The 24,064-nt window shown below is 69.0% G+C and carries 20 protein-coding genes; 10 read left to right on the top strand and 10 right to left on the bottom strand.

Annotated elements, in window-relative coordinates; genetic code table 11:
- Window positions 1-146: 146 nt before the first annotated feature.
- Window positions 147-1,346, bottom strand: coding sequence for a bifunctional phosphopantothenoylcysteine decarboxylase/phosphopantothenate--cysteine ligase CoaBC (gene coaBC, locus ACLFA2_RS10710; protein WP_347123799.1), 1,200 nt, complete (start codon window positions 1,344-1,346; stop codon window positions 147-149).
- A gap of 67 nt (window positions 1,347-1,413) precedes the next feature.
- Here coaBC and ACLFA2_RS10705 point away from each other — a divergent pair, with 67 nt between their 5' ends.
- A complete protein-coding gene (locus ACLFA2_RS10705; RefSeq protein ID WP_021201730.1) occupies window positions 1,414-2,115 on the top strand; it encodes an NRDE family protein in 702 nt (233 codons plus the stop codon).
- A 38-nt stretch (window positions 2,116-2,153) separates the two neighbouring features.
- Here ACLFA2_RS10705 and ACLFA2_RS10700 read toward each other — a convergent pair whose 3' ends face one another.
- Complete coding sequence (locus ACLFA2_RS10700) at window positions 2,154-3,128, bottom strand: GlxA family transcriptional regulator (RefSeq protein ID WP_029259322.1); 975 nt, start codon at window positions 3,126-3,128, stop codon at window positions 2,154-2,156.
- Between the two features lie 84 nt (window positions 3,129-3,212).
- Between ACLFA2_RS10700 and ACLFA2_RS10695 the strand changes: the two genes are divergently transcribed.
- Window positions 3,213-3,374, top strand: a complete 162-nt coding sequence (locus ACLFA2_RS10695; protein ID WP_021201728.1) for a hypothetical protein — start codon at window positions 3,213-3,215, stop codon at window positions 3,372-3,374.
- A gap of 43 nt (window positions 3,375-3,417) precedes the next feature.
- Window positions 3,418-4,008: a hypothetical protein gene (locus ACLFA2_RS10690; protein ID WP_315072045.1), complete on the top strand. Its 591-nt coding sequence runs from the start codon at window positions 3,418-3,420 to the stop codon at window positions 4,006-4,008.
- Window positions 4,009-4,056: 48 nt separating this feature from the next.
- Here ACLFA2_RS10690 and ACLFA2_RS10685 read toward each other — a convergent pair whose 3' ends face one another.
- Together ACLFA2_RS10685 and ACLFA2_RS10680 are read right to left on the bottom strand one after the other, a co-directional pair.
- Window positions 4,057-5,286 (bottom strand): glycosyltransferase, encoded by a 1,230-nt coding sequence (locus ACLFA2_RS10685; RefSeq protein ID WP_426621271.1) that lies wholly within the window; start codon window positions 5,284-5,286, stop codon window positions 4,057-4,059.
- Window positions 5,287-5,291: 5 nt separating this feature from the next.
- Window positions 5,292-6,524: a glycosyltransferase gene (locus ACLFA2_RS10680; protein WP_426621270.1), complete on the bottom strand. Its 1,233-nt coding sequence runs from the start codon at window positions 6,522-6,524 to the stop codon at window positions 5,292-5,294.
- A 125-nt stretch (window positions 6,525-6,649) separates the two neighbouring features.
- Here ACLFA2_RS10680 and ACLFA2_RS10675 point away from each other — a divergent pair, with 125 nt between their 5' ends.
- The gene (locus tag ACLFA2_RS10675) at window positions 6,650-7,237 is read left to right on the top strand and encodes a hypothetical protein (RefSeq protein ID WP_426621269.1); all 588 of its coding nucleotides are present in this window, start codon (window positions 6,650-6,652) and stop codon (window positions 7,235-7,237) included.
- A gap of 18 nt (window positions 7,238-7,255) precedes the next feature.
- Here the strand turns inward: ACLFA2_RS10675 and ACLFA2_RS10670 are convergent, their stop codons facing one another.
- Window positions 7,256-7,624, bottom strand: coding sequence for a VOC family protein (locus ACLFA2_RS10670; protein ID WP_029259327.1), 369 nt, complete (start codon window positions 7,622-7,624; stop codon window positions 7,256-7,258).
- A gap of 53 nt (window positions 7,625-7,677) precedes the next feature.
- Here ACLFA2_RS10670 and ACLFA2_RS10665 point away from each other — a divergent pair, with 53 nt between their 5' ends.
- A complete protein-coding gene (locus tag ACLFA2_RS10665; protein ID WP_167255278.1) occupies window positions 7,678-8,760 on the top strand; it encodes an SEC-C metal-binding domain-containing protein in 1,083 nt (360 codons plus the stop codon).
- A gap of 63 nt (window positions 8,761-8,823) precedes the next feature.
- On the opposite strand, the gene ACLFA2_RS10660 is transcribed toward ACLFA2_RS10665, so the two are convergent.
- From ACLFA2_RS10660 to ACLFA2_RS10650, 3 genes are all read right to left on the bottom strand, one after another.
- Entirely contained in the window at window positions 8,824-9,234 is a 411-nt protein-coding gene (locus ACLFA2_RS10660) for an MmcQ/YjbR family DNA-binding protein (protein WP_031208403.1), read from the bottom strand.
- Between the two features lie 110 nt (window positions 9,235-9,344).
- Window positions 9,345-12,365 carry an alpha-mannosidase gene (locus ACLFA2_RS10655; RefSeq protein WP_167255276.1) on the bottom strand — a complete coding sequence of 1,007 codons (3,021 nt, stop codon included), beginning with the start codon at window positions 12,363-12,365 and terminating at the stop codon, window positions 9,345-9,347.
- Window positions 12,358-13,947 carry a family 20 glycosylhydrolase gene (locus ACLFA2_RS10650; protein ID WP_426621268.1) on the bottom strand — a complete coding sequence of 530 codons (1,590 nt, stop codon included), beginning with the start codon at window positions 13,945-13,947 and terminating at the stop codon, window positions 12,358-12,360. Before ACLFA2_RS10650 ends, ACLFA2_RS10655 begins: the two co-directional genes overlap by 8 nt.
- Window positions 13,948-14,106: 159 nt before the next feature.
- Between ACLFA2_RS10650 and ACLFA2_RS10645 the strand changes: the two genes are divergently transcribed.
- Complete coding sequence (locus tag ACLFA2_RS10645; RefSeq protein WP_021201719.1) at window positions 14,107-15,138, top strand: LacI family DNA-binding transcriptional regulator; 1,032 nt, start codon at window positions 14,107-14,109, stop codon at window positions 15,136-15,138.
- A gap of 7 nt (window positions 15,139-15,145) precedes the next feature.
- Here ACLFA2_RS10645 and ACLFA2_RS10640 read toward each other — a convergent pair whose 3' ends face one another.
- Entirely contained in the window at window positions 15,146-16,456 is a 1,311-nt protein-coding gene (locus ACLFA2_RS10640) for a glycoside hydrolase 5 family protein (RefSeq protein WP_021201718.1), read from the bottom strand.
- 231 nt (window positions 16,457-16,687) lie between these two features.
- Here ACLFA2_RS10640 and ACLFA2_RS10635 point away from each other — a divergent pair, with 231 nt between their 5' ends.
- The 4 genes from ACLFA2_RS10635 to ACLFA2_RS10620 are packed head-to-tail and all read left to right on the top strand — an operon-like array spanning window position 16,688 to window position 23,078.
- Entirely contained in the window at window positions 16,688-17,989 is a 1,302-nt protein-coding gene (locus ACLFA2_RS10635) for an ABC transporter substrate-binding protein (RefSeq protein WP_021201717.1), read from the top strand.
- 3 nt (window positions 17,990-17,992) lie between these two features.
- Window positions 17,993-18,919 carry a carbohydrate ABC transporter permease gene (locus ACLFA2_RS10630; RefSeq protein WP_021201716.1) on the top strand — a complete coding sequence of 309 codons (927 nt, stop codon included), beginning with the start codon at window positions 17,993-17,995 and terminating at the stop codon, window positions 18,917-18,919.
- On the top strand, window positions 18,916-19,851 hold the full coding sequence (locus tag ACLFA2_RS10625) for a carbohydrate ABC transporter permease (protein WP_021201715.1): 936 nt from the start codon (window positions 18,916-18,918) through the stop codon (window positions 19,849-19,851). The genes ACLFA2_RS10630 and ACLFA2_RS10625 overlap by 4 nt, the downstream gene beginning before the upstream one ends.
- Window positions 19,848-23,078, top strand: coding sequence for a GH92 family glycosyl hydrolase (locus ACLFA2_RS10620; protein ID WP_426621267.1), 3,231 nt, complete (start codon window positions 19,848-19,850; stop codon window positions 23,076-23,078). The genes ACLFA2_RS10625 and ACLFA2_RS10620 overlap by 4 nt, the downstream gene beginning before the upstream one ends.
- Before the next feature lie 43 nt (window positions 23,079-23,121).
- On the opposite strand, the gene ACLFA2_RS10615 is transcribed toward ACLFA2_RS10620, so the two are convergent.
- Entirely contained in the window at window positions 23,122-24,048 is a 927-nt protein-coding gene (locus tag ACLFA2_RS10615; RefSeq protein WP_426621266.1) for an endo-beta-N-acetylglucosaminidase H, read from the bottom strand.
- Between the last annotated feature and the right edge of the window lie 16 nt (window positions 24,049-24,064).

Raw genomic sequence — 24,064 nt, 5'->3', positions numbered from 1 at the left:
CTCCTCCTTGGAGATGCTCCTTCTGGTCGTCTCCCGCCTGCCGGATCGGGAGGCGGGATCAAAGTTGAGTTGTGTTGACTCAAGTTTAGCACTCGCCGAGATTCTCCTCCAGTCCGTTCCCCCGCCCGCCGTCGCCGATCCTGCGCTCAGCGCTCGCGCCGGACGGCATCCCAGATCGCCGCCGCGACGGCGCGCTTGGACCCCGATGCCACCCCGGCGTCGACACCACCCGGCCCGAGGATGTGCACCGCGTTCTCGGCGGACTCGAACCCGCGCTCCCAGCCGACCTCGTTCACCACCAGCAGGTCGACGCCCTTGCGCCGCTGCTTGCCGCGCGCGCGGGCGAGCAGTTCGGCTTCGTCCTCCGGGGTCTCCGCGGCGAAACCGACGACGAACTGCCCCGGTCGGCGTGACGAGGCGAGTGCCGCGACGATGTCCTCGTTCTCGACCAGCTCGATGGCCGGAATCCCGCCGCCCTCCTTGGTGAGCTTGCGTTCCGACACCTCGACCGGGCGGTAGTCCGCGACCGCCGCGGCCATGACGACCACGTCGGCGTCGGCGGATTCCCGCTTCATCGCCGCGGAGAGCTCCGCCGCCGCGCCGACCGGCACGATGCGGATCGACGGATGCCGCACCTCGGCGAGCACATCGCCCGAGATGTTGGCCGAGACCAGGGTGACCTCGGCGCCGCGCGCGGCGGCTTCGGCCGCGAGAGCCGCGCCCTGCCTGCCGCTGGAGCGGTTGCCCAGGAAGCGCACGGGGTCGATCGGCTCCCGCGTGCCGCCGGCCGACACCACGACCCGCACCCCGGCGAGGTCACCGGGGGCCAGCAGCGCCTGCGCCGCGGCGAAGATGTCCTCCGGCTCCGACATGCGGCCGGGTCCACTGTCACCGCCGGCGAGCTCTCCGTCGGCCGGGCCGACGATGTGGACGCCGCGCTCACGCAGCGTGGCGATGTTCGCCTGTGTCGCGCGATTCCGCCACATCTCCGCGTGCATCGCCGGAGCGATCAGCACCGGGGCCTCGGTGGCGAGCAGCGTGGTGCCCAGCAGGTCGTCGGCGAGGCCCGCGGTGATCTTCGCGAGGGAGTTCGCGGTCGCGGGTGCCACGATCACCAGCTCGGCGGCTTGACCGAGAGCCACGTGCCGCACCTTCGCCACATCCTCGTGCACGCTCGTGGTGACCGGGTGCCGACTGATCGCCTCCCATGTGGGCAATCCCACGAAGCGCAACGCATCCTCGGTGGGCACCACGGTCACGTCGTGCCCACCCTTCGTGAGCAGGCGCACGAGGTGCACCGTCTTGTACGCGGCGATGCCGCCCGTGACTCCGACGACGATGTTCACGTCTCGATTCTGCCCCAGCATCCGCCGCCATGGGCCGACACCTCATCCCCGACCTAGACTGGGGACCGTGTGCACGGTCGTGATCGATGTCGAGAATGCCGGATCCGCACGTCTTCTCGCGGTCCGCGATGAAGACCCGCTACGCGCATGGGACTCGCTCGGAGCCTGGTGGCCGGAGGACTACCCCGGCGTGGTCGGGATCCGCGATCGCCGCGCCGGTGGCGCCTGGCTCGCCGCGAACCCCGCCGAACGTCGGCTCGCCGTGCTGCTGAACCGCGCCGACGTGGGCGGCCTTCCCGATGCGCGCGCCGTCTCTCGTGGCGCTCTCGCGCTGGAGTCGGTGAGGGGCCGCTCCCCCGTCGCCCCGCTGGCCATGCACGGCTTCAACCTGCTCGAGGTGCGCCCCGAGGGTGCACGGGTGCTGTCGTGGGACGGTGTCGAGCTGCGCGAGACGACCATCGATCCCGGCACGCACATGATCGCGCATGACGACCTCGACGACGCGACGACCCCGCGCATCGAGGCCTGGCTGCCGGAGTTCCGCGCCCTGGGACCGACGGCGGACAGCGACGACTGGACGACGGAGTGGACCGCGCTGCTCGCCTCCTCGACCGCGCTGCCCGCGGAGGATGACCGGGCGATCATCCGCGACAACCGTCCGCATGGCTACCCCACGCAGTCGCTGCTGTACTGCATCGCCACGGTGACCCCCGGCGGCGTCGAGGTGAACGACGTCACGCTCCCCTCGCCGGCCCACTGGACTGAGTAGCGGACCGAGTAGCGGACCGCCGAGGAGCCGATACCCGCTCAGGCGGCGGGAACAGCCGACTCCTCGGCACAGGAGAACCGCGCGCGATAGGCCGTGGGGGTGAGGCCGAGCACCCGGGCGAAGTTCTGCCGCAGCACGGCCGCCGAGCCGAACCCGCATTCGTCGGCGATGTGCTCGAGCGGCAGGTCGGTGCGCTCCAGCATCCGCTGCGCATGGATGATGCGCTGACGCGCCAACCAGGCCGCGGGCGTCGCGCCGTACTCGGCCTTGAACCGACGGGCGAAGGTGCGCGGTGACATCAGGGCCTTGGCCGCCAGCTGATCGACGCCGAGGTCGTCACGCAGGTGCTCGACCGCCCAGTCGGCGACGGCCGCGAGCGAGTCGGTGGGAACCACGGGGATCGGGCGATCGATGAACTGCGCCTGCCCGCCGTCGCGCTGCGGCGGCACGACCATGCGGCGGGCGATGCGGTTGGTGAGCTCCGCTCCCACCTCCTGCCGCAGCAGGTGCAGGCACGCGTCGATCCCGGCGGCCGTGCCCGCGCTCGTGATGATCTTGCCGTCCTGCACGAACAGCACGTCGGGGTCGATGTCGATCTGCGGGTACATGTCGGCCATGACGTGCGCGTACATCCAGTGCGTGGTGGCGCGCCGACCGTCGAGCACTCCTGCGGCGGCGAGGATGAACGACCCGCTGCACACGCTCATCACCCAGGCGTCGCGTGCCACCGCGTGACGGGCGAGGTCGAGCAGGAGCGGATCGATGTCGCCCCACCTCTCCCGAGGGAGCGGACAGAACACGACGAGGTCGGCGTCGTAGGCGAAGGTCAGATCGTGCTCGACGTTGACCGAGAAGCCGATCTTCGAGGTCACGACACCGGCACGGGGAGCGACGATGCGGAAGTCGAAGTTCGGCACCCCGTCGTCGGCGCGGTCGAGGCCGAATGCCTCGCAGGCGACGCCGAACTCGAAGGGCGCGAACCCGTCCTGGATGACGCAGGCGACCGTCCTCATACTCACTCCTGTTGGCAGTTTTCCGACGTTCATAGTCTATTCTGCCACTCGTGGCTGTTCGACATCGAACGTAGCGTTTCTGCCATGGTACTCCTCATCGCACTCCTCCTCCTCGCTGCGTGGGCGACCGTCGCCACCGTCATCGAACTGCGCCGGGACGGCTACCGACGCACCCCCACCGATTGGACGCGCGTCGCCGGCCGCGACGTCGGCCACCAGGCCGAGTCCGGGCACGTCTATCGCTGATCGCCTGCCGCCGATCCTCGCAGCGGCGGCTACGCTCGTCGTCATGAGCGAGCCTCAGCAGCCTCCCGTCCCGACCGCGCATCTGCCCGCCGCACCGCAGTATCCGGCCGCAGCGCAGTATCCGGCCGCGCCGCAGCGCTCGACCCCGCCGCCTCCGTCTCGGTCACCCGCGCCCGACGGCTCACCTCCCTCCTCGACGGCTTCCTCGACGCCCTTTCCGCCGTCGTCTCCGCCCGCGTATCCGGCGTCCGCTCCCGGGTGGCAGGCGTACGCACCGGGGCATCCCCCGTTCCCCGGCCAGGCGATACCCCCGGCGCAGGCCCGGACCGGCAACCCGCTCGCGGTCGCGGCGTTCGTGATCGCGGTGGCCACTCTCGCGGTCAACCTGTTCAGCTCCGTCGCCCGGCCGTTCGTCTACGGCGGTGATGGCGGATTCGCGTTCATGCTCGCGTTCGACAACGGCATCGGGATCCTCAGCTTCTTCGCCTACGTCGTCGCCCTCGTGCTGGGGTTGATCGCGGTGCGCCGGCCCACGAATCGGCTGCTCACGGGCATCGCCGTCGGCATCGCGGGGGCCGGTGCCATCGGGATCGCCGTCACCGGACTGACGATCGCCCTGTACCAGTACCTCTGAGACGGCGCCTACCTCTGAGACAGGGCCTACCTCTGAGCCAGCGCCGGTTCAGCTGTCGGCGCGAACCCTCCGGTAGACCTCGACCATCGCCGCCGTGCGCGACGACTGCCGGAAGGCTTCGGCCACTTCGGGGAGCGGGGTGGGTGCGGTGCCCGCGGCGATATCGGATGCGGCCTGCCGCAGCGTCTCGGCGAGTGCTGCCGTGCGCTGGGCTTCGAGGCCTCGTCCGCTCGCCGACTCCTCGGCATCAGGAACGGCCCAGAGTCCGCCGCCGAGCTCCGCCGCGATGTCGGGGTCGCAGATCACCGACGGGGTTCCGAGCGTCGCCGCCTCGAACGGGGTCATGCCCTGGGTCTCGAAGCCGATCGACGTCTGCACGAGGGCATCGGCCGCGGCGATCCGCGCCAGCGTCTGCGGGTAGGTCAACCGGCCGGCGAATCGGATGCCCCCACGCCCGCGCACGATCTTCTCTGCCGCGGAACGCTGCGCTCCGCCGCCGATGATCTCGAGATCCGCATCGATGCCGGAGGCGATGAACGCTTCCAGGAACGGGAGCAGTCGCTTCTCGGGGCTCATCCGGCCGAGCCACACGAAGCGCGGGCGTCCCGGCGTGCGGTCTGCGGGCCCGGCGTTGAGCGTCTGCGCGCGGAGGTCGTCGTCGATGCCGTTCCAGATCACGTCCACGTGCGGGAAGACACCGTGCTGTTCGAGGCGGCGGGCGAAGTGCGTCGAGGGCGCGGTGACGGCGGATGCTCCGGCGGCGAGTCCTCGCAGGAACGCCCAGCCGTCGGTGCCGGGCACGGGGACTCCGATGCCGCGCATCGCGATCCGGCGCCAGATGTTCAGCGCCGCCAGCACCGGCCCGTGCAGCGGGGTGACGGCGGCGATGCCGACGTCGACGCGGTTGTGCATGGTGTGCACGACCGGGATGCCGTGGCGCTGCGCGTAACGGTGCCCGATGAACGCGCCCCAGAAGTCGGCCTGCACGTGCACCAGATCCACCGCGGGACGATGGGTCATGGCTTTGTCGAGGAAGCGGTCGCTCCCACGCCCCGGCCAGCTCATCGCGTACTCGCGATCCGTCGTGATCGGCATCGACGGCAGGTCGATGTACGCGCCGCCGTGCGAGCCGGATGAATGGCTCGACCCGTGCATCTTCGGGGCGACCACCGTGACGATGTGACCGGCACGCTCGAGGAACTCCCGCTGGAGCCGCATCGACACCTGCGCACCGCCGAGCGAGTCGAGGTGCTGGTCGCCGAAGAAGACGATGTGCATGCGTGCTACTCCGGCAGCGGCTCGTCGCGATACAGCGCCTCGAAGGTGTCGAGGGTGCGGTTGATGTCGTGGATGGCGACGCCGTCGAGCGATGCCTGCTCCATCCGCTGGTATTCCGCGGGCTCCGCCGTGAGCACGTCGGTGAGGCGCGCGGCGAGCGCATCGACGTTGCCCGGCTCGAACAGGTATCCGTTCTCACCGTGGTGCACGAGGTGCGGAAGGGCGACGGCGTCCGCGGCGACGATCGGCAGAGCCGAGGCCATGGCCTCCATCGTCGCGATGGACTGCAGCTCGGCGATCGAGGCGATCACGAACAGGCTCGCGCGCGACAGCAGGGCGCGGAGCTCTTCATCGCTCGTCCGTCCGTGGAAGGTCACACGGTCGGCGAGTCCGAGCTGCGCGGTCAGGTGCTCCAGCTGCTTGCGCTGATCGCCGCCGCCCACGATGTCGAACGTCGTCTCCAGCGCCGGGTCGAGTTTCGTCATCGCCTTGAGGATGACCTCGACCTGCTTCTCGGCGGTGAGCCTGCCGACGAAGATGATCCGGTTCTCGTCGCGCGGGGCGATCACCGGCGTGTACTGCGTGCGGTCGATGCCGCAGCTGACCGGGATCACACCCTTCACCTCGACGGTCTTCTCGAGGAAGTCGGCGGCGCGACGGGTGGGAGTGGTGATCGCGCGGGTCATGTCGAAGGTGCGCTTCGCATCGGCCCAGGCGAACTTGAGGACCAGGTCGTCGATGAACTTCGGCATGGTCGTGTGGTCGAGGATGTTCTCGGCCATGACGTGGTTCGTGGCGATGACCGGGATCCCGCGCTCGTGCGCGATGTACGCGAGACCGCGGCCGATCACGATGTGCGACTGGATGTGCACGACGTCGGGCTGCACATGGTCGAGGACCTTGCGGGCGTAGTGCTTCGAGCGCCACGGCCACACGAAGCGCAGCCAGTCGTGCGGCGCCCAGCGCAACGACGGCAGACGGTGCAGCGTCATCGGCTCGCCCTCGATCACCTCGGTGTGCGGCTGCGCACGGCGATAGGCCTGGTTGGGGGCGACGACATGCACGTCGTGGCCACGCTGCACGAGGCCGGCGGCGAGACGCTCGGCGAACCGGGCGGCGCCGTTGATGTCGGGCGCGAACGTGTCGCAGCCGATCACGATCTTCAATGGTCGGGGCGCGGGTTCGGCGGCGGGGCCGCTCGACGGATCGATCGGATCGTCGGAGGAGGTCACAGACATGCTGCCTTACGATGTGGCGGCCAAGGGAAAGCCCTGGTCGGGCGCTGGCCACTCTACCCGAGGGCCCTGTTCGCGCGGCCGAGGCGTACCGGGCATCCCTCAGGTGCAGCCGATACCGTGGAGCCATGCGACTGACTGCCGACGCCGATCCCCAGCTGTGGATTCCCGTGACGGACTCGCTCGGCTGGAAGGGCCGCCGCCACCGCAAGGCCGCGATCCGGATGCTGCTCGGTCAGGTCAATGCGGCCGTGGGGGCGACGGAGCGGCCGGGCTCGAAGTTCGGCGCGTGGGCGATGAGCCAGGCGGCGCCGATGCTCATGAAGCGGGCAGACGGACGCGTGCTGGTGTGGACGTGGAAGGCCGAGGCGGAGCTTGTCGTGGCGATGGCGACCGCACAGGTCCTGACGCCGGATGTGCGCATCGCGCGGGCCTCGATGCCGATGGACTACGACGACACGGAGTCGTTCCCCACCCGGCTCGGCGTGGGCGAGAAGCTGCTGGTACCGATGCCGCCGTCGCCGGCGTCGCCGCCGTTCGCGACGTACACCTGGGACACCGGGACCCACCTGGTGACCCTGACCGCGGTGTGCAGCGACAAGGAACGGTTCGGCACACTGATCGGCGCGCTCGACGATCTGGCGCGCAGCCTCCGCATCGCGGACGACCTCACCGGCGGCGAATCGCCCGACGTGCTGCGCCTCGATCCGGCCTGAGCGCGGAAGCGGCTCGGTTCAAGACGATTCCGCCGGTGGTTGCCACAGCTCGATCGCGAGACCTTCGGGATCGTGGATGCGGGCGAACGTCCCGTACTCCTCGGTGTTCCACTCGTCTCGGCGCTCCACCGGGATGCCCTCGGATTCCAGCCTCACGGCGAGCTGTTCGATGTCGGTGACGCGCAGGTTCAGCATGAACTGCTGGTCGGCGGCGAAGTAGTCGCTGTCGGCGGGGAACGGCGCGAAGACGGTCATCCCCGCGTCCTGCTGCCAGGTGCCGGTGTGACCGGCGCTGATGCCGAGATGCTGCTGATACCACGTGGCCCGTGCCTCCGGATCCCTGCTGCGAAAGAAGAGGCCGCCGATCCCCGTCACGTCTGAAGTCATGCTCCCGTTCTAGCGCATCACTGCCACGTCGATGCTATGGAAACATTGCCGACGTGGGAAATGCATCGAGGAGACGGGAGCAGAGACAGCCGAGAGCCGTGTCTGGTGCGATTCGCCCCACGCGAAGCCGCGAGGCCATCATCGAAGGGCCTCGCTCGTCGCTCATCGTCGGGAGTGACCTCAGAGCTGAAGTCGTTCAGCCATGCGGACTGTGCCGAACGGTCAAGCCGTTGGTCCTGGGGCACGTCACGCCGAAGTGGGCAGCCCGCTGGGCGAAGAACGAAGGCGGGCTGCTCGGCGTCTACAACTCTCGCGGCGTCGTCACGAAACGACAGGACTTCATCAAGAGCTACCTGTTCTGCCGGGAGTGTGACCAGCGGTTGGGAGATGCCGAGCGCTACCTCTCCACCCTGACCAGCGGCACAACCCCAGCGCTCACATCCATCTCTGTCACGGCGTCGCCGTCCGACGGCGACGTCCTTTTGGCTGGTGTCGACACGACGCTTGTGAAGAGGGCGCTTGCGGGGATCGTCTTGAAGGCACATCTCTCACCAGCGACGCTCTACTCCCGAAACTCGCTCTCACGCGGCGAGACCAATGAGCTGGTGAAGATGATCGTGTCCGACGTCTACCCTGCGAGCCGACTCGCCGTGGAGGGCTATCGGCTCGCCAACACGGTCATACCGGATGTCAACCCACGGGCACAGGCCAACATCGTCCAGTTCCGGGGATTCGGGGGTTGCCTCTCACATATCGTTCTGGCCGGGTGGCATTTCACGGCGTTCCTGGGACCTGCGGCGCGGTGGATCGAGGACACCGCACAGGTCCTGGGTGAATCCGCCGCCTGGCACCTCGGCATGGACACGTATTGGCGTACCGGCATGAATGAGTGGATCGATGAGAACGACGACACACTCTCGTCGGGAGACATGGTCCCCGATCGACCGATCGAGGATCAGGAAGATTGCCCGTGCGGTTCGGGCCTTCCATTCGCCGACTGCTGCTCAGGAATCTGGCTCCCGTCGGATACTTCGTGGAAGCGCCCCCGGTTAGAGACCATCTCGTCTCGCAGCGGATCGCCGGGGACGCCCGCGGCCGGACATGGTTCCGATCCAGCGAGCTCGACGGGGCTTTGATCGCGAGGGAGCGCCGCGAGCGAGGACCGCGCCGCCTGGCCGACGTCCACGTCCGCGCCTCTCTCATTCCAGCCCGCGCTCCGCGAGCCACTTCTTCGCGACGCGGGAGGGCGCCCGCACCAGCCAGGCGTCGGTGATGATTTCCTCGATCCGGGCGCGGTCGACGGCGTCGAGACGCACGAGCAATCCGGGGTATCCGTCGAAGTGGGGGATGGTGAAGAGCACGTCGGGTTCTGCGGCGAGCAGCGCCTCCTTCTCCTCGAGGTCGGCGACGCGCACCGCGAGCACCGTTCCCGCCGGCCACTCACGTCCGAGCTCCGCCAGCTCCCGCAGGTCGGTCGCGCTCGGGCCGCGGAGCCACGCGAACTGTCCGCTCTTCAGCCGCCAGGCAGCCTCACCCGTGTGACCGCTCACCGACTCCTCGGCGCCGGGAAGGGCGAGGGCGAACGCGCGCACATCCTCGATGCTCACCATCTCGCCATCGTCCTCCCGGGCACCGGTCGCCACAACCGGCAGGCACGCGAGATCAGGCCCTTCCGCGGACATTCCGCCTGATCCCGCGCGTGCGCCTGATCACACTTCACTCAGCGCACGATGCGCAGCGTCCGCACCTCGAACGGGCGCAGCCGCAGCTCGCCACCGATCCGCGCCTCGTCGATGTCGTCCTCGATCAGGCTCACCTCGCGCACGTCTCGGTGTGCGAACCCGACCGACAGCTCACCGACCGCGCGACGGCCGAGCGCCTCGTACACACGCACGATCACATCACCCGAGCCGTCGTCCGCCAGCTTGACGGCCGACACGACGATCCCCTCGCCCTGCACGGAGACGAGCGGTTCTACCTCCCGCTCACCGCGCACGATCGACGGGAGGGTGTTGATCCGGATGCCCTCGGCCGTGGCGATCGCGGCATCCGCGCCGATCACGAAGCCGACCTCGATCTCGTGGACGCCGTGGTCGGTGTCGGGGTCGGGGAACCGCGGCGCCCGCAGCAACGAGAGCCGCACCGTCGTGGTCACGGCATCGTCCGAGACCTCGCGCGACGTGTCGTAGCCGTAGATCGAGTCGTTCACGAGGGCGGCGCCGAAGTCCTGCTCGCGCACGAGCACGAAACGGTGCATCGACGTCTCGAACTTCGCGGCCTCCCAGCTGGTGTTGGTGTGCGTCACGCGCGACTGGAACCCGAACTGGGTCTCGGCCTCGGTGTGCGCGGCCTGGATGTCGAGCGGGAAGGCGAGCTTGAGCAGCTTCTCGGTCTCGTGCCAGTCGACCTCGTTGCGCAGCAGCACGGTGCGCGAATCCGGAGCGAGGAGCATCGTCTGGGTGATCGTCGACTCCGAGAACGCACGGACGACCACGATCTGCGCGACGCCGTTCACGACCGAGGCCTCGATCGACGAGACCCCGGTGAGGTCGTCGACGCTGTTGCGGTAGTACCGATCGATGTCCCACGCGTCCCACATGTTCGGGAAGTCCTGGTGCAGCTGGAACAGGTTCGCGGCCTTACCCGGCGCGACGGCGTCACGCCCGGAGGCCTTGTCGACCGCCGAGACGATGAGTCCCTCGGCCGAGACGAGCACCGACACGAGCTCGTTCTCCAGGCGCCAGCCGCCATTCTCTTCCGTGAGCGACACCGGTGCTGCCGTGGGCTCGGCGACGAACGCCGCCCCGAGCGCGCGGCCGCCCTTCGTGGCATACCCGACGGACGTCGGCTCGAAGCGCAGTGCGCGATCACCGTCGCCGGCGAGCGAGCGGCGGGCGGCATCGGCGATGTCGCGCGCGTCCGACAGCACATCCGACAGCACCGCGACGGCCTCGCGGTGCACCCACGCGATCGAGGTGCCGGGCAGGATGTCGTGGAACTCGTGCAGCAGCACGGCCTGCCACAACCGGTCGAACTCGGCCTGCGGGTAGTCGGCGCCGGTGCGCACGGCATCGGTCGCGGCCCACAGCTCGGCCTCGATCAGCGCGTGCTCGGCCCAACGGTGCAGCGCCTTCGTGGCGTGCTGGCTGGTGAGCGTGCCGCGGTGCAGCTCGAGGTACAGTTCGCCGACCCACACGGCCGGATTCGGCAGCTCCGCCTTCGCCGCGTCGAAGAAGACGTCCGGGTGCTCCCACACCACCTGCGCACTGCCCTCGAGGTCGCGCAGGCGCTCAGCCTTGCCTGTCATCTCCCGGGTGGTGCCACCGCCGCCGTCGCCCCAGCCGACCGGAGCGATCGACCGCGAGCTGAGGCGGTTCTCCTTGAACTGGCGCGACGCCTTCGCGACCTCCATGCCGCTCAGCTGCGAGTTGTACGTGTCCATGGAGGGGAAGTGCGTGAACACCTGCGAGCCGTCGATGCCCTCCCAGAGGAACGAGTGGTGTGGGAAGACGTTCTGCTGGTTCCACGAGATCTTCTGCGTGAAGAACCACTCGAAACCGGCACGGCGCATCAGCTGCGGCAGGGCGGGCGAGTAGCCGAAGCTGTCCGGCAGCCAGACCCCCTTCGAGCGGATGCCGAACTCGCGCTCGAAGAACCGCTGCCCGTGCGAGAACTGCCGCACGAGCGATTCGCCGGTCGGCATCACGGTGTCGGACTCGACCCACATGCCGCCCAGCGGCAGGAATCGCCCGGAGGCGACAGCGGCCTTGACCCGCTCCCACACCTCGGGGCGGTGCTCCTTGATCCAGGCGTACTGCTGCGCGCTGGACATGCCGTACTGGAACTCGGGCTGCTCGTCGATGAGCGTCGTCATCGACGAGGTCGTGCGTGCGACCTTTCGGATCGTCTCGCGCACCGGCCACAGCCAGGCCGAGTCGATGTGCGCGTGCCCGACGGCCGAGATGCGGTGCGCACTCGCCTCGGCCCGAGCGGCCAGCACCTCGGCGAGGCGGGCGCGGGCGTCGGGAGCGGTCTGCACGATGTGCTGCAGATCGAGCACGTCGAGGGCATCGTCCATGGCCTGCAGGATGCGCATGCGGCGGGGCGACGTCGCCGGCAGCTCGGCCTGCAGCTCGAACAGCACCTCGAGGTCGAGGGACAGGTCGAAGACCTCCTGCTCGAACACGGCCAGGTCCATCCGCCGCGCGCGGTAGAGCGGCTCCTTCGAGGAGGTGAGGATGTCGCCCTCCTGCGTGGGCAGGAAGGGGTGGTAGTCGAGGAGCACCGGGTTGGACGCGGCCTCGAGGTACAGCTCGACGGGCTCATCTCCCGCAGCCGTCTCGGCGATCGGAACCCACTGGTTGCGCGGATTGATGCTCTTCACGGGAATCGGGTCGCCGTCCGCGCCACCCGGGCGATAGGCCAGGGCCTCGCATTGGAAACCGGTCATGTTCACGTCGAAGCCGAGGTCGATGAGAGCTTCGACACGCCGCCCCGCCCATTCGGACGGCACCAGACCGGTGAGCTTGAACCACGTGGTGCCCCACGCGGGACCCCAGGGAGCGCCGACAGCGCCGGGCGCGTAGTCGAGGGCGAGTCCCTCCGCGGGCGCGATCGGCTCGCCGGGCAGCTCGTGGATCTCGACGTCCAACGGCACGGAGGCCGAGTGGATCGCCGGGCGGATGCGCTCTTCGAGTACGCGCTTGACGCGGCCGACGGTGAGCGAGGTGTCGTCATGCATGGGTGGATCTCCGGGCTCGAAGGTGGGTGGTGGCGGTCGTGTGGCTGGTGGCGGTCGTGTGGCTGGTGGATGCGGTCGTGGTGACGGCAGTCGGGACACCGATCGCCGCATCGATCGCGCAGAAGTCGTCGTGCGAGAGCGAGCTCCCTCCGTTCCAGGCGCGCTCGGCCATGGCGCGAAGTGGTCGACGGATGCCGTCTGCGACCTCGACCGGCGTCTGCGCTGCGGCATCGTCCGACCAGACCGAGAACGACGCTCCGAGGAGCCGCTGCGGATAGGGCGGCCGGATCTCCTGCCGCGCCCCGCCAGGAAGAGACGGAAACAGCCCGGGATGCCAGTCGGCTTCCCAGATGCGCTCGCTCGTCGGGTAGAGGTAGCCCGCCTTCTCTCCGAGGACGTAGTAGAACAGCGCATCGTGGAAGTTCACCAGCGGATTGCCGGCTTCGATGCCCACCCCGAGGGACGGCATCTGCGCATGCCAGTTCGTCCACCAGGTCAGCACGATGTCGTGATCGAGGACGACTTCTCCACTACGCAGCATCCCGTCGTTCCAGACCCGGGGGGCGAGCCCCTTCGCACGGAGATGCACGGCGATCTCGTTCACGAAACCCGTCAGCAGGTCGAAACCGGTGCCGGATGGCCCATGCCGCTCTCGTGCCGCTTCTGCGAGCGCGGGGTACTCGTCGATGCGGGCGAAGTCGACGAACTCGTCTCCGCCGAGGTGCCAGTTCGTGCTGTGCGGGAACACGGCGGCGACGTCGTCGATCAGCGCCGACGCGAAGTCGATGGACTCGGCACGGGTGATGTCGAGCGCATGGTCGGTGCACGGTCCGCCAGCTGCCGGCAGCCGATGCTCCGGGTGCACGGAGAGGGCGTGGCGGAGGTGCCCTGGCATGTCGAGCGAGGGCACGAGGTCGATGTGCAGGTCAGCGGCCGCGTCCGCCACGGCCGCTGCCTCCACGCGGGTGACGTGCGCGGGGGAGACTATCTCGGGGAAGGCTGTCGACCCGATGCGGAAACCCTCGTTGTCGGAGAGGTGCCACTGGAACGTCGTGATCCCGACGTCGGCGAGCGCGTGCAGCAGTGCGATGATCCACGAGGCAGCAAAGTAGCGGCGGGCGGCGTCGAGGTGGAAGCCCCGTTCCGCCACCACAGGGACCGATGACACCCGCCCCTTCGGCACCCGCCCCTGCGCGCGCAGGTTGTGCAGCAGCTGTCGCGTCGCCCGGAACGCTCCGGCGGCTCCGGCCGCCCGCACGTCGATGTCGGCGTCGACGTCGATCTCGAACGACTCGCTGTCGCCGGCCGTGTCGCCGTCGCCGTCGGCGTCCCCGCGCCGCAGCCGAATCACCGCGGCCTCGCCGCTCGGGATGCCGAGGGCTGCGAGCTCGCCCGACAGCCGTTCCGCCTCCCGCGCGTACTCGGGCTCCTCGGCGATGACCCGTACGGATGACGGGCGCCAGGCCCCGACCCTGAGCGCGAGGGTCGTCGGCTGCGGGATCGCCAGCCATCGCGCGATCTCCTCACCTCTTGCCGACTGCAGACGAGTGCCCACCTCGGCGAGCGACGTGTCGTCATGCATGGGGGGATCTCCGGGCTCGACGGTGAGGGCTGATTCGGGTCTGCTGGTGATGCGCTGCGACTGATGCTATCTGGTGTACTAAAGCGATCTAGTCGAAGAGTCTAAGGCACGTCGGCGCTTCTTTCCCGAGGCTAAACCGATCAAGTAGGGTGAGGGACTATGAGCCCGGCGAAACGCGTGACGATCGCCGATATCGCGCGCATGGCGGGGGTCTCCCCCGGTGCGGTGTCGTTCGCGCTGAACGGCCGCCCCGGCGTGAGCGACGAGACCAGGCATCGCATCCTCACGATCGTCGAGGAGAACGGCTGGCAGCCGAGCTCCGCGGCCCGGGCACTCGTCGGGGCCCGCGCGAACACGGTCGGATTCGCCCTCGCCCGCCCCGCCCGCTCCCTCGGCTCCGAGGCCTTCTTCACCGACCTGATCGCGGGCATCGAGTCGCGGCTGTCGGAGAGCAAGGTGAGCCTGCAGTTGCGACTGGTCGCCGACATCGCGGAGGAGATGGAGGTGCACCGCCAGTGGCGCTCCTCCAACCAGGTCGACGGCTTCATCTTCATCGACCCCCGCGACGACGACCCGCGCATCGGACGCATCGAGGCCCTCGACGCGCGCGCCGTCATGATCGGGTCCGAGCCCTCCCCCGAAGGCTCGGTGCCGAGCGTCTGGATCGGCGACGACACGGTCGCCGAGACCCTCTTCTCCTACCTCGCCGCCCTCGGCCACGCCCGCATCGCCTACGTGGCCGGTCCGGCCGAACTCGAGCACACGCGACTGCGCGCCGAGGTGCTCGAGCGCATGACCGTCGACGGCCTCGAGGGCGAGGTCATCACGACCGACTTCTCGCCCGCCCGCGCCTCCGCCGTGACGCGGGCGCTGCTGTCGGGCCGGCAGCGACCGACGGCGATCGTCTACGACAACGACGTGATGGCCGTCGCCGGCCTGCGCGTCGCGCAGGAGATGGGACGCGCGGTTCCGCGCGACGTCTCGCTCGCCTCGTTCGACGACTCGGTGATCGCCGGTCTGATCAACCCCTCGATCACGGCGATGACGCGCGACACCTTCGAGCTCGGCGAACGCGCCGCCACTCTCCTGCTGCAGCAGATCGAGGCGGGAGCCAACCTGCCCAGCGTCGAGGGTCCGACACCCGTGCTCACCGCGCGCGAGAGCACGGCCCCGCCCTCCCGCCTCGGGTGAGCCGCCCTCAGCTCGGAACGACGGTGTTGACCGATCCGTAGGGGTCGACGACATCGGCCGATGCATCGGGACGGATGAGTCGGCGGATCCCCCGCGCATCGAGCGCAGTGGGATCGAGCGCGTCACGGGACGTGATCAGTGCGGGATCGAGGCCGGCGGCACACGCGTCGACCCAGGCCTGGAACACCGCTCCGCCGGGGCTCAGCGCCGCCCGGCTCACGGGAACCTCGCGCTCGTCGACGTCCACGACGATCGCGGTGTCTCTCGCGGGCGCCGCGACCCGTTGCCGCAGCTCGGGGATGATCTCGGCGAGCCGGCGGCCGATGGGCTTCGCTGCACCGTCCTGACCGATCAGACCGAGGGTGTACTCCAACTCGGGGAAGTCGCCGAGGTCACGGCTCACGTCATGCGAGCACCACCACGTGATGCCCCACAGATTCTCGGTGCGCACGGCGGAGCGCACCGTCGCCTCCAGGAAATCCGGCATCTCGTCATCGGCGAGGCAGTTCGAGGGCGCCCCGACCTCCTGCAGCCATACGACGCGGTCGGGGTCGGTCGCGAAGGCGCGGGAGAGCTCGATCAGGTACTCGGCATGGCGATCGGAAGCGACGGAACGGCCACCGTAGCGCTGCGCGGTGCCGTTGAAGATCCAGGAGTGGATCGTGGTCATCGCCCCCAGCCGCGAGGCATGCGCCGGGGTGAAGCCGTGACCGTCCATGTACCAGACGGCGTCGTACTCGCTGTGGACGTGCGGGAGCCCGGGCGCCGCGGTCTCCGCCGCCTGCAGCAGGGCCGAGATCCAGCCGCCGGCCTCGTCCTGCGTGACCGGCCAGGGAGAGGGATGCGTGTGCGCGGAGAACTGGTTCGTCTCGTTGCCGAGCGTCAGCCCGAGGAAGTTCGGAGCGTCGCGCAGACCCCGGGCGAGCCGGTCGACGAGCGCGACCTGACCTTCGAGCGCCCGCGGATCGGTGAACATGTTCTTGTCGTGCCACGTGTACAACCACGACGGCACGAAGTCGAAGCTCGACAGGTGCCCCTGGACCACGTCGATACTGGCGTCCATGCCGAACTCGCCGGCGATGTCGACGACGGCGCGCACATCGTCGATCGCCTTCTCGCGGATGAGAGTGCGGTTCGGCTGCAGCACGGTCCACAGCGGGAAGACCCGGACATGGTCGAGGCCGAGCTCCGCGAGGGCCGAGAAGTCGCGGCGCACGTCGTCGGGGGTGAAGTCGAGCCAGGAGTGCATCCAGTTCTTCGACGGCGTGTAGTTCGCCCCGAACCTCAGAGGAGCATCGAGGGCGCCGCGCTGCATCATGTGTCAGGCCTTTCGGACATGCCCTTCGGAGAGGGCGGATTTCGCACCACTATAACGCTTGAGCAACAGGTGATCCACCCTGCGATGCCGGTCACCGGTATTCCGTCGACGGACCGTCTTGACAGGGAGGAGATCGGATGGTTTCATCTGCTAAAGCGTTGTAGTCCCCGGTGTGCGCAGGCCGCTGATCCGGACGTCACGCGGATTCGCCCGCCTCGAGGAAGAAGCACGATGAAAGTTCCCACACGCATTGTCGCTCTGGCAGCATTCAGCATCGGCGTTCTGGCGCTGACGAGTTGCACGGGAGGCGGGGGCTCTTCCGGCGCCTCGGGCCCCATCGACACCTCGGGCGAGCTCAGCGGCACGATCCAGTTCCAGACATGGTCGCTCAAGAACGAGAAGTTCACTCCCTATTTCGAAGACCTGATCGATGCCTTCGAGAAGGAGCACCCCGACGTCACCGTCGAGTGGCTCGACCAGCCGGGCGACGGCTACCAGGACAAGATCCTGAGCCAGGCGAACGCCGACACTCTTCCGGACGTGCTGAACCTCCCGCCCGACATCGCCTACCCGCTGGTGGCGGCGGGCAAGCTGGTCGACCTGGAGACCGCCGATCCCGACCTGAAGTCGGGCTACAACACCGGCGCCTGGGAGGCCTACAGCCAGTACCCCGGCATGGAAGGCACCTACGGGCTGCCGTGGTACCTCTCCAGCGACGCGTCCTGGTGGAACCTCGCCCAGCTCGCTCCCTTCGGCGTCACCCAGGAGAACCTCCCGACCACCGTCGACGAACTCCTCACGCTCGCGAAGGACGTGGCGACGGAGTCCGGCGGAAAGGTGCAGCTCCTCTCCTCCATCCCGGCCCTCGACACGTTCACTGCCGCCGGCATGGAGGTCATCAACGACAAGGGAGAGTTCGACTTCAACACCGACGAGGCCGCCGCGATCATCGACAAGTACGCCGACGCGTACGCGGCGGGCGCGATGCCCGCCGAGGCGTTGACCGGCGACTACGGCGGGAATGCGGAGGCGTACATCCAGGAGAAGGTCGCCTTCACGACCGGCGGCACCGGTTTCACGACCGATCTGCAGAAGGACGCACCGGCACTGCTCGCGAGCACGGTGGCCACGCCGCGGCTCGGCATCGCGCCCCTGTACGTGCAGGGCCTCAACGTCTCGGCCGACTCCGACAACAAGGAAGCCGCACTCGCATTCGCGGAGTTCGCGACGAACCAGGAGAACCAGGTGGCCTTCTCGTCGCTCGCCGTCGGCACCGCCCCCGGCACCGCCGAAGGCGGCGACGAGGTCGTCGACAACATCGCCTCCACCGTCACCGACGAGAAGCAGCTCTCGGCGATCGATACCGTCTTCGGCGCGATGAAGGACGCCAAGGCGCTGCCGTTCCAGTGGACCTCCGACATGGCCACCTACATGACCCAGCAGATCGCCCTCGCCGTCAACGGCGAGGCGGACTCCAAGGCCCAGCTCGACAAGATCGTCGAGTACGCCAACGCCAACCGCGTGGACAAGTAAGCCATGCGTGCGAACACCGGCATCCGGGCCGGCAGGAAGACGATGAGAACCCATCGGTGGTTCACACCCTGGCTGCTCCTCGGGCCCGCCGTCGCCTGGGTGCTGGTGTTCGCGCTCTGGCCCTTCCTGAACACGGTCTTCCTCAGCTTCACCGATGCCCGGCCGCTGCGGAACCCCGAGTTCGTGGGCGGGGCGAACTACGAGCGCATGTTCGGCGACGAGATGTTCTGGAACGCCCTGACGACGTGCCTCATCTACGTGGTCGTGTGCGTGCCGCTGCTCACGATCCTCCCGCTGCTGCTGGCGCTGCTCGTGCAGAAGAAGCTCCCCGGCATCTCGTTCTTCCGCACCACGTTCTACTTCCCCGTGATCGCCTCGGTGGTCGTGGTCGCCCTCATCTGGACCTGGCTGTTCGACAGCCGTGGCATCATCAACCAGACGCTCGAGTTCCTCGGGCTGATCGACAAGCCGATGGCGTTCCTCGTCGACCGGTGGCTGCTGCTCGGCTGCGCGATCCTGCTCACGGTCTGGAAGGGCCTGGGCTACTACATGGTCGTGTACCTCGCGGCGCTCGGGAACGTCGGCAAGGAGCTGCACGAGGCCGCGATGCTCGACGGCGCCGGCTCGTTCCGCCGGTTCCTGTCCGTCACCATCCCCTCCGTGCGCGGCGCGATGCTGCTCATCTCGGTGCTCATCGCCGTGTCGGCGATGAGGGTCTTCGCCGAGCTCGACGTGCTGTCCAAGAGCACGGGCGGTCCCGGGGGATACGACATGTCGCTCGTGATGCTCATCCGTCAGGTGGGATCCGGCCTCAACGGGAACATCGGGTACGCCTCCGCCATCAGCGTGGCGCTGTTCCTGCTCACCCTCATCCCGCTCGTCGCGATCGCCGTCATGAATCGCGAGAAGAAGGCGAAGGTCTCCGCATGAGCACGCTCACGCCACCCCGTTCAGCGGAAGACGTCCGCGCCTCCGAGGAGCCGGCTGCACCGACCCGCGAGCGCATGTTCCGCCGCCGCGGCTCCGGCGACTTCAGCAAGCCGACCCTCGGCGGGCTGATCGGCCGATACGCGCTCCTCCTCTTCGTCCTCGTGATCGTCATCGGACCGTTCCTCTGGCAGTTGTCGACCTCGTTCAAGGGCGCCCAGGAGAACATCTACTCCTTCCCGCCCGAGCTCATCCCGCGCGAGCCGACCCTGCAGAACTACACCAGGGTCGCCGACATCGTCCCGGTGTACCTGTACGCCTGGCACTCGCTGCTCGTCTCGGTCGGCACGGTCCTCAGCAACGTGGTCCTGGCCACCTTCGCGGGCTACGCGCTGGGCTGCATGCGGTTCCGTGGCAAGTGGATCGTCATGGGGATCCTGCTCTCGACGCTGCTCTTCCCCGGCGAGGTCACGGTGACGAGCAACTTCCTCACGATCCGCGCCCTGGGCCTGGCCGACACCCTCTGGGGCGTCTTCCTCCCCGGCGCGATCAGCGCGATGAACGTGCTGTTGATCGCCACCGCCTGCCGCATGATCCCGAAGGACGTGCTGGATGCGGCGACCGTCGACGGTGCGACGACCTGGCAGCGCATCCGGCACATCGTGTGGCCGAACATCCGCGGCATGGTCTCGGTGGTCGCGATCTTCGCCTTCATCGGCGCCTGGGACGACTACCTCTGGCCGCTGATCGTGCTGTCCGACCCGTCGAAGTACACGCTGACGGTCGGGATGGCCTACCTGAACAGCAGCTTCTCGGTCGACCCGCGCCTGATCGCGGCCGGCACCATGATCGCTCTCGTGCCGATCGTCATCATGTTCTCGTTCACGCAGCGGTTCTTCTTCAAGGGCGTGCAGGAGGGCGCGATCAAGGGGTGAGCGCCGTGCATCTCACGCCGGCGGACGGGCCGGCAGATCCCCCGTCGTCCCGTCCCCGATCGGGTGTGCTGTCGAGCCCGGTGCACGCCTTCGTGTTCGACCCCTCCGCCGGCGAGCAGCGGATCGACGTCCCGGGGTTCGACGATCTCGAGATCACCCCGGACACCGTGCTGCACTGGGCGTTCTACGCCGACGGTCCCGATGCAACCCTGGCCCCGCACGCGGCCCTCGCCGTGACGGTCGACGTGCGCCTCGCCGACGGCACGCGACTGAGCGATGTCGCCGCCGTGCGCGACCGCTACGACTTCCCTGTCACGGCGCACGCACAGTTCGACGCCCGATGGAGCCTGCCCGAGCAGTGGAACGCCGACACCGTCTCGCTCGCCCCTTCGGCGGGCCGCCGCGGTGTGGTCGAGCTCGTGCTCGGCACCGTTTCGCTTCCCCACGCCGCGGACCTCCCCGCCCGATGCACGGGCTACGTGCAGGTCGAGGTCGAGCAGAAGACGCCGACGCCGGCCGACGTCGCCCCCGTCGAACGCGTCGACACCCGACGCGGCTCGCACTCCGGCCCGCGGTTCTCGCGCGGCAACACCATCCCGGCGGTCGCCCTCCCCCACGGATTCACGTTCGTCACGCCGTCGACCGATGCGGAGGACTCCCGCTGGCCCTACCGCCCCTTCGTGCACGACGACCCGCAGGGGCGTCGTCTCGAAGCCCTGCAGTTCTCCCATCAGCCGAGCCCCTGGATCGGCGATCGTTCCGTGCTGCAGCTGATGCCGTTCCTCGGCACGCCCACCTCGCACCGCGCCGGCCGCCGCCGCTGGATCACTCACGGTTCCGAGCGCGCGCGACCGCACGAGTACGCGGCGGAGCTCGGCGACGGCCTGCGCGTCGAGATGACCGCGACCGCGCACGGGGCCGTCTTCCGCGTGCACAGCGCAGACCCCGATGCCCCGGTCGGCTTCATCATCGACCAGCTCACCGACGACGGCCACCTCGCCTGGACGGACGCCGGAGGATTCGAGGGGTGGATCCCGGAGGGATCCGAGGAGTGGGGGAATGCGCCCCGGTGCTACTTCGCGGGAGCGGTGCGGCATCCCGGCGATGACGCTAATGGGGACGGTCCGGCGCTCGCGCAGGGCCCGCTCGATGACGACGGACGCGGTGCGGTCGCCGGCTCCGTCGGTGGACGTGGGTCGCTCGAAGTGCGGATCGGCCTCTCCTTCCTCTCCGTGGCGCAGGCCCGGCATGCTCTGCAGACCGAGGCACCGCCCTCGGTCGCCTACGAGGAACTGCGCGACGCCGGCGCCGCCTCGTGGAATCGGCTGCTGTCGCGCGTGACGATCCCGCCGCTGCCCGACGCCGACCTTCCCTATCGCACGCTCGCCGACGAAGAGCATCGCTCCCGGATCGCCGGGGCGTTGCACCGCATGCACCTGTACCCCAACAGCGCGGCCGAGAACGTGGGCACCCCGGAGACGCCCGCCTGGCGGTTCGCCGATGTGTTCGCCGCACGACACCCCTCCGGCGAGGAGGCACCGGCCGTCGACGGGAAGCTCGTCGTGAACAACGGGTACTGGGACACCTATCGCACGGAATGGCCGGCGCTCGCCCTGCTCGATCCGGGGCTCGCCGGGACGCTGCTCGAAGGCCAGCTCGAGCAGTATCGCCGCGGAGGGTGGATGGCGAGATGGAGCGCGCCGGGGTACGTCGACAGCATGGTCGGCACCTCGAGCGACCAGATCTTCGCCGACGCGGCCCGCTGGGGCGTGGAGTTCGACTGGGTCGGCGCATTCGAGAGCGGGTGGCGGAACGCGTGCGAGCCGGGGCCGGACGCACGCCGCGGGCGCAAGGGCATCGCGAGGGGACGATTCACGGGGTACATCTCCTCGGACGTACCGGAGGGCATGAGCTGGAGCATCGAGAACGCGGTGAGCGATGCCGCACTCGGCCGCTTCGCCGCGCAGCGGGCTTCCGACGTCGATTCCGGATCGGAATCAGCACGCTATCGATCCTTCGCCCGGTACTTCGCGAATCGATCCCGGTCGTATCGCACACTGTTCGACGAGGGCACGGGGTTCTTCCGGGGAAGGGACGACAGCGGTGCGCGCACCCCCGGATTCGATCCGCGATCCTGGGGCGGAGACAACGTCGAGACGAATGCCTGGGGCATGTCGGTCGGGGCTGTGCACGACGGAGCAGGCATCGCCGAGCTCTACGGGGGTCCAGCGGGCTTCGGCCGCCACCTCGACGCCCTCTTCGCGGAGCCGGAGACCGCGGACGAACGGTTCGGCGGCGCGTACGGCACCGTCATCCACGAGCAACGCGAGGCGAGGGCGCTGCGTTCCGGGATGTGCGCGATCTCGAACCAGCCCGCTCACCACATCCCCTTCATGTACGCGTTCAGCGATCGCCCGTGGCGGTCGGCGCCCCTCGTGAACGAGCTCGCCGGACGGCTGTTCGCCGGCGGGCACATCGGCCAGGGTTTCCCCGGCGACGAGGACAACGGCGAGATGAGCGCGTGGTGGCTGTGGGCGGCGCTCGGGCTGTACCCGCTCGAGCTCGCCTCCGGACATCTGCGGATCGGATCACCGCTCTTCGACGACATCCGCGTGGATCGCGGCGACGGCTCGACCCTGCGCATCCGGTCCCGACGCTCCTCCCCCTCGGCCCACGTGCTGCAGGAGGCGCGACTCGACGGGGCTCCCATGGCGTCGGCCACGCTGCCGATCGACGCTCTCGCCGGCGACGTCGTGCTCGACCTGGTCTTCGGCGACGACCCCGTGTGCGCGCTCGAGACCGGCGAGCCGACTCCGCGCGACACCCCCGAACCCTGGCGCGCGGACCTGACTTCGACCGGGGGCGAGGTCATCTCCTCCGTGGCGCTCGCGCACCCCGAGCGCGTCTTCGACGACGGGGATCCGGCGGGGGATCCCGGCGTCACCCTCCGCGCCGGGGAATGGGTCGGGTGGCGGTTCCCCGAGCCGCGCGGCGTCAGCGACCTCAGTGTGACGACGACGGCCGCCTCGAACTCGTCTGCGCTGGGCTGGGAGATCCTGGGAGCGGACGAGAACTGGACTCCCGTGACGACGACGCATCAGGAGGCTCTGCTTCGCGATCGCACGACGCCGTTCACGCTCACCGACCGGGTCGTGACCCCGGCGCTCCGCGTGCGTGCGGAGGCCGAGGTCACGATCCGTCAGCTCGAGGTGTTCGATCTGGACTGAGCACTCGAGACGGCACGTGGCCGGCTCGCGGCATGTGGCCGGATCACGGCGCAGCCGTGTACTGCGTCGCCTCTCCCTTGAGCTGCTGCGTGATCCCGGACAGCAGCGCGGACTGGTCCGTCGCGGTGAGGTTGTACGCGACGTACACGCCGTACCCGTCGGCCACCGTGCGCTCGGCGAAGTCCGCGGCCGTCGACGAGCTCACGTTCGCGAGGTCGATCGCCGCAGCCCCGAGGCGGGTCTTGTCCCCGAAGCCCGGGATGGTCGGCGCGTTGTACGTGGGGTAGTACGGGTTCCAGGCGTAGTCGATCACGCCCGCGACGTCGAACAGGCTGAAGTCGGTCACGGTGTACGTCTCGCCGATCGCGTACAGGCTGATGATCTTGTCGGGGCCCAGGCGATCGCGGAGAGCCGTCGCCAGCCATCCGAACGACTGCGCGTTGGGCTGCGGCGTGCCGTCGACTCCGTACTGCGCGTACTCGTCATCGAAGTCGATGCCGTCGAGCCCGTAGGTCGTCACCGCGTCGGCGAGTTGGGCGGCGAAGGCATCGGCTTCTTCGTACGAGGTGAAGTTCGCGAATCCCGCCCCCTGATGGTTGCCGAGCACGGAGAGCAGCACCTTGGTGCCGCGCGCCTGCACAGGGCGGATCTGGTTCTCGGCATCGTCGAGCGTCGCGGTGACGCGGTCGTTGAAGTGCAGGTAGGCCTTCTCGCCGTCGTAGTTGATGTTGGCGGCGAAGATGATCGCCATGTCGACGGCGGGCGTGCCCGAATCCGCCAGCGTGTAGTCGGCCACGTTCGCTAAATCGTTCGAGTTCACCTCGACGTACGCCACCACCTTCGGATCGGTCGCGGGGCTCTCGGCGACAGCCGGCGAGGCGGCGACGGCTCCTACCGTGGCGAGCGCCACCCCGGCGAGCGCCGCGAGCCCCTTTCGGAACCGGTGAATCTTGACGTGTGACTGAGTCATGGCAGATCGTCTCCTT

The organism is Microbacterium sp. As-52 (assembly GCF_049949185.1).
Lineage (GTDB): Bacteria > Actinomycetota > Actinomycetes > Actinomycetales > Microbacteriaceae > Microbacterium > Microbacterium maritypicum_A.
The sequence above is the reverse complement of the archived record's forward strand: the minus strand, read 5'-3'. Positions and strand labels throughout refer to the sequence as shown.

Bases quoted from the DNA above. Each gene is read 5' to 3' on its own strand.
- ACLFA2_RS10635 (WP_021201717.1), top strand. From the start codon at position 16,688: ATGAAAGTTCCCACACGCATTGTCGCTCTGGCAGCATTCAGCATCGGC.
- ACLFA2_RS10695 (WP_021201728.1), top strand. From the start codon at position 3,213: ATGGTACTCCTCATCGCACTCCTCCTCCTCGCTGCGTGGGCGACCGTC.
- ACLFA2_RS10615 (WP_426621266.1), bottom strand. From the start codon at position 24,048: ATGACTCAGTCACACGTCAAGATTCACCGGTTCCGAAAGGGGCTCGCG.
- ACLFA2_RS10650 (WP_426621268.1), bottom strand. From the start codon at position 13,947: ATGCATGACGACACGTCGCTCGCCGAGGTGGGCACTCGTCTGCAGTCG.
- ACLFA2_RS10655 (WP_167255276.1), bottom strand. From the start codon at position 12,365: ATGCATGACGACACCTCGCTCACCGTCGGCCGCGTCAAGCGCGTACTC.
- ACLFA2_RS10700 (WP_029259322.1), bottom strand. From the start codon at position 3,128: ATGAGGACGGTCGCCTGCGTCATCCAGGACGGGTTCGCGCCCTTCGAG.
- ACLFA2_RS10625 (WP_021201715.1), top strand. From the start codon at position 18,916: ATGAGCACGCTCACGCCACCCCGTTCAGCGGAAGACGTCCGCGCCTCC.
- ACLFA2_RS10675 (WP_426621269.1), top strand. From the start codon at position 6,650: ATGCGACTGACTGCCGACGCCGATCCCCAGCTGTGGATTCCCGTGACG.
- ACLFA2_RS10645 (WP_021201719.1), top strand. From the start codon at position 14,107: ATGAGCCCGGCGAAACGCGTGACGATCGCCGATATCGCGCGCATGGCG.
- ACLFA2_RS10690 (WP_315072045.1), top strand. From the start codon at position 3,418: ATGAGCGAGCCTCAGCAGCCTCCCGTCCCGACCGCGCATCTGCCCGCC.
- ACLFA2_RS10685 (WP_426621271.1), bottom strand. From the start codon at position 5,286: ATGCACATCGTCTTCTTCGGCGACCAGCACCTCGACTCGCTCGGCGGT.
- ACLFA2_RS10660 (WP_031208403.1), bottom strand. From the start codon at position 9,234: ATGGTGAGCATCGAGGATGTGCGCGCGTTCGCCCTCGCCCTTCCCGGC.
- ACLFA2_RS10680 (WP_426621270.1), bottom strand. From the start codon at position 6,524: ATGTCTGTGACCTCCTCCGACGATCCGATCGATCCGTCGAGCGGCCCC.
- ACLFA2_RS10670 (WP_029259327.1), bottom strand. From the start codon at position 7,624: ATGACTTCAGACGTGACGGGGATCGGCGGCCTCTTCTTTCGCAGCAGG.
- ACLFA2_RS10630 (WP_021201716.1), top strand. From the start codon at position 17,993: ATGCGTGCGAACACCGGCATCCGGGCCGGCAGGAAGACGATGAGAACC.
- ACLFA2_RS10640 (WP_021201718.1), bottom strand. From the start codon at position 16,456: ATGATGCAGCGCGGCGCCCTCGATGCTCCTCTGAGGTTCGGGGCGAAC.